Source organism: Corallococcus aberystwythensis, assembly GCF_003612165.1.
Lineage (GTDB): Bacteria > Myxococcota > Myxococcia > Myxococcales > Myxococcaceae > Corallococcus > Corallococcus aberystwythensis.
This window is the reverse complement of record NZ_RAWK01000440.1, coordinates 1-4,776: the sequence shown is the minus strand read 5'-3', so window position 1 is coordinate 4,776 and position 4,776 is coordinate 1. Positions and strand designations below refer to the sequence as shown.

General features: G+C 67.6%; 2 protein-coding genes. Both read left to right on the top strand.

The window, feature by feature from the left end; translation table 11 throughout:
• Positions 1–430 precede the first annotated feature (430 nt).
• Positions 431–2,563 (top strand): hypothetical protein, encoded by a 2,133-nt coding sequence (locus tag D7W81_RS39845; protein WP_244227761.1) that lies wholly within the window; start codon positions 431–433, stop codon positions 2,561–2,563.
• A gap of 47 nt (positions 2,564–2,610) precedes the next feature.
• Positions 2,611–4,539 (top strand): DUF4215 domain-containing protein, encoded by a 1,929-nt coding sequence (locus D7W81_RS39840; protein ID WP_120560548.1) that lies wholly within the window; start codon positions 2,611–2,613, stop codon positions 4,537–4,539.
• Positions 4,540–4,776: the final 237 nt, after the last annotated feature.

Below are 4,776 nucleotides of genomic sequence, written 5' to 3'. Positions count from 1 at the left end.
CGGAGAGGGTGGGGGAGGTGGTGGGGCGGCCAACGGAGGAGACGGCCATGGCGGAACTCTTTTCTGGAAGGGGCGTGCTGCGTTCAGCGACGAGGACACACATAGCAGCGGGCATGCCAACGCCCCGGTCCCGCCAGGACCCGTGCAAGTCGTTGATTTCGTTTGGACCGAGTAGGGCGCTGGCCTCGCCAACGGCAGCCATCCTGGTGACTGCCGTCACGCGCTGATGGTTGCCGTCACCAGGCGCGCGCAGGTGTTGGGCGACGTGTCGAAACGGCCGGGTGCAAGCCCTGCCGCGGCGTGCGGTGGCGCAGCCGCGGGACCACCGGGTGGCGGTGAAGTGGCTGACCCAGGCGGAGTGTCCGTGTCTCCTGACCTGGCGGTGGTGATAGACCTTTTTCCTCGCAGTCGCCGAACGAGGGGGCCTTCCGTGCATCCGAATTCCATCCGTGTCCTGGTCCGCGTGGCCGGGACCGTCGTGCTCATCATGGCAACGCCTGGGCCGGCCCGCGCCGCCGAGCCGCCCGCCGAAGGAGAGGGCCTTGCGCCTCGCCTCACCACGGTTACGCAGACCCTCCAGCAACTGGAAGCGGGCAACCTCTCCCGGCTGGGAGTGCAGGCGGAGGATCCGCAAGGCAGCCCGCTCACCTTCTCGTGGAATGCCACCTCGGGCACCCTGAGCAGACCGCTGGGCAATGCGAACACGAGCCGCGTGTCCTGGACCGCACCGCGATGCCTGGCGAGGAGCGGTGCCCCCGTGTCGGTGACCGTGACCAATGGTCTGGGCCTGTCCACCACGGCGCCGTTCGACTTCAGCCTCGTCCAGGACCTGAAGGCCAACCATCAGCCGCTCCTGACGGCCGACAGCTTCGAGCAGTTCCAGGGCGTGACATTCCAGGAAGCGGTCCTGACGGTGAAGCCCCAGGCCCCGGAGTCCGTGGAGCACATCGTGTTTCCGGAGGACCGGCCCCTGAGCGTCACCCTGGTTTCCTCGAACCCGGGCGCGAGCCATTCCTTCGGCTACCTGTACGTCGACGAACTTCAGCAGCGGGGCTACGTCAATGCCCAGGGCGAGCTGGTGGATGCCAACGCCAACGGCATCACGGACCTGCACGAGGACCTGTACAACCTGGCCCCGCCATCCGGAGCCAAGGCCCGCCCGTACATCGGCTGGGGCAGCCGCTGCAACCGCACCTTCATTTCAGAAGGGCTCACCTTCAGCATCCCCGACCTGACGCTCAGCGAGAACTGCTCGGGCGGCTTCGCGGCCCAGCAGGACCTGGATGACGCCCGGCCTGGCCCGAACTTCGGCCTCCGGGTCGATGTCGTCGGGAGCGCTCCCCTGAACACACCGCCGACCACGGCCTACTCGGACTTCGGACTCTTCCCGCGCATTCCCAACCTGCTGGAGCCCGCCCACGACGCGAACCACCAGATGGGGCTGGGACGGCTCGTGTTCCTCCTGACGGATGATGACGACGACCAGAAGACCTACCTGGGCATGGGGGCCGTAGCCGATAAGGGGTCGTGGGATTCCGAGCCCGACTACGACGTCTCCGCCTACGCCGCGCGCGGCATCCTGAGCGCCTCCAACCCGGACCCGGGCATCAGCTTCCGGGACCGGACGGTGGACCTGGGCATCATTCCGGGAGGCCGGGAGCTCGTCTTCTTCCTGGTCGTCAGCGCCGAAGCGAAACACATTCCGGATAACGACAACGTCTACCCCTGCCTGCGCAAGGCAGGCAATGGGCAGTGCACCCTGCATCTCAAGACGCCGCTTTCGGTGTTCTTCTCCAAGGCGAAGTGGAACCTCGATCAGGATTCGCTGGGGCTGTTACCCACCGTCACCCGAAGCGCCCAATGTGAGTACAGCGACGGCTGCAATCCCGTGCGCCCCATGTCAGGTGCGTGCAACACCCGGGTCAACGGCGGGAAGGCATGCGGCTGGCTGCGCGGTGACACCCTTGATCGCCTCCGTCACATCAGAGGGGGCGACGCGACGATCCTCACTCCAGCAGCCGTGAGCGTCACCTATCCGGACAATGGGAACCTGCCGCATGCGCTGCTGCATGCGCCACCCAGCACGCCGGGCCGGTGGCTGCTGTCCTTCGAGGACTCCAATGGTGGAGGGGTCCTCCAGGATTTCAATGACGTCGTCTTCCAGTTCCAGAGTCCGCCGGTGCCGGGAGCCGTCCGCTCGCGGGTCGTGAATCCGGAGCAGATGAAGAGCCCGGAGGAGGAGGGGTGCGCCATCTCACGCGTGCGCTTCCTGGCCCATCCCGGTGGCGCATATGGTTGTCATTTCCCGGAAACGTTCCCCTCCTACGCCGTGGCCACGGACTGCCGGATGTGTGACCGGGGTGTCTGCCAATCCAATCCCACGCCCACCTGGCACCCGGTCCTCTTGGAGGCGAACTCGCGTTATGAGGTCGTGATGGATGTCTCCCACACGCCCGGCACCCAGTTGTGCTGGAAGGCGGAACTGCCCGCGATTGACGGCACCTGTCATCAGAGTCCGGTCTACATGGAGGTGGGCTATGAGTATGGGCCCGTGGGCCCCTGACGCCGCCGTTGACACCTGGAATCGGGGCTCCCAGCATGCGGGCCCTTATGACAGACAAGACACGGACGGGCTTCCGTCAGGCGCTGTTCACACGGACGCTGTGCGCTGCCCTCCTGCTCTCACTCGCGGCCTGTGGAGGTGATACCGCCACGGACTCCGACGCGGGCACCCGGCCCGATGCCTCGACCGGGACCCCGGACGCCGGTTCCCAGGTGGACGCTGGCACGGATGCCGGGACGCAGCCCGGAGACGACGCCGGGACGCAGCCCGGAGACGACGCTGGCTCGGATGCTGGGACGCAGCCTGGAGAGGATGCAGGTACGGACGCGGGCCTCGACGCCGGGACGACGGACGCGGGCGCGACGGACGCGGGCACCATCGACGCGGGCGCGACAGATGCGGGCACCATCGACGCGGGCGCGACAGATGCGGGCACCATCGACGCGGGTGCTACGGACGCGGGCACCACCGACGCGGGTGCTACGGACGCGGGTGCGACGGACGCGGGTGCGACGGACGCAGGCACCACCGACGCGGGCGCGGACCCTATCGACGCGGGCTCCCCGTCCATTTGTGGTGACGGAGTGAAGGAGGGCAACGAGGGCTGTGACGACGGGAACACCACGAGCGGCGATGGCTGCAACGCGAGCTGCCAGGTCGAGCCGGGATGGAACTGTGGCGCCACCGGCCTGAGGTGCCACGCCGCGAGCTGCGGCGACGGCATCATCGCGGCCCCGGAAGAATGCGAGGACGGCAACAGGACCCACGGCGATGGCTGTGGCGCCTCCTGCCGGCTGGAACCGGGCTTCGTGTGCTCCCGCGTGGGCCTGCCGTGCGTGACGACGGTCTGCGGCGACGCCAAGGTGGAAGGCACCGAGCAGTGCGACGACGGCAACAACGACCTGGGCGATGGCTGCTCGACGCTGTGCCAACTGGAGCCCCGCTGCGTGGGTGGCAGCTGCAATGACGTCTGTGGCGACGGCGTCATCGCGGCCGGGGAGCCGTGTGACGACGGCAACGCGCGCGACTTCGACGGCTGCTCCTCCGCCTGCCAGCTCGAGGAGGGTTTCACCTGCACCGATTCTCCCCCGTCCACGCTGGTGCTTCCCGTCGTCTACCGCGACTTCCGGGGGAAGGACCTGCCCGGAGGCCACGTCGACTTCGAGGACGCGAACGGCCAGGAGACTGGCATCGTCCAGGTCACGCTGGGGCAGGACGGCAAGCCTGTCTATGCGAAGACAGGCGTGTTCTCCGCCACGACGCATGGGCGGACGTCCTTCGACCAATGGTTTCGAGACGCGGTCAACGTCAACCTGACCGTCGTTTCCACGATGCCCCTGACGCAGACGTCTTCCTCCAACCCCACCTACCTGTTCGAGGACCCGACCTTCTTCCCGCTCGACACCGCAGGCTGGGTTGCCCGGGGGCAGGAGCCGCTTCGTGCGGGCAGCAGCGGAGCCACGCACAACTTCAGCTTCACCAGCGAGACGCGCTTCTGGTTCGAGTACCGGGGCGTGGAGCAGCTTGTCTTCACGGGGGATGACGACGTCTGGGTCTTCGTCAACGGGAGGCTCGCGCTGGACATGGGAGGGATTCACGGCCCCATGTCCGGGAGCGTGAACCTCGCGGACCGGGCGTCCGCGTTCGGCCTCCAGCCAGGCCATGTCTATGAGGTCGCCGTGTTCCAGGCGGAACGCCACACGACGGGCTCGAGCTACCGGCTGCAGCTGTCCTCCTTCCTGCCGGCCAACCAGGGTGTGACGTGCAGCGCGTCCTGCGGCAATGGCGTGCTGGACCCGGGAGAGGAGTGCGACGACGGCTCGAATCCGGGAGGTTACGGGCGCTGCGCCCCGGGCTGCCTGCTCGGCCTGCGCTGCGGTGACGGGGTCGTGCAGTATGAACTGGGTGAGGAATGCGACGACGGGAACAGCGTCAGCGGTGACGGCTGCGGCACCTTCTGCACGCTCGAGCTCTAGCCATCGGATGACACACCGTGGACAGCCGGTTGCCTCGTGGGGCCATCCGGTTGTCCCCTGAAGGGAAGCGCGTCACCCCGCGCCATTCCGCGTTCCAATGCGCTCCACGGGTGGATGTCATTGGCCCCGTGAATGCAATTGAGCCTCCTGGGCCAATGGGTCCAGGAGGTGTACGGGGTCATGACGGGTTGGAAGCGGGGAGTGGGGCTGTTGTCAGCCCTGGCGTGGATGGTGGGC

What these genes read in the sequence shown, in the direction of transcription:
- D7W81_RS39840 (WP_120560548.1), top strand. Translation starts at nt 2,611, where the DNA reads ATGACAGACAAGACACGGACGGGCTTCCGTCAGGCGCTGTTCACACGG.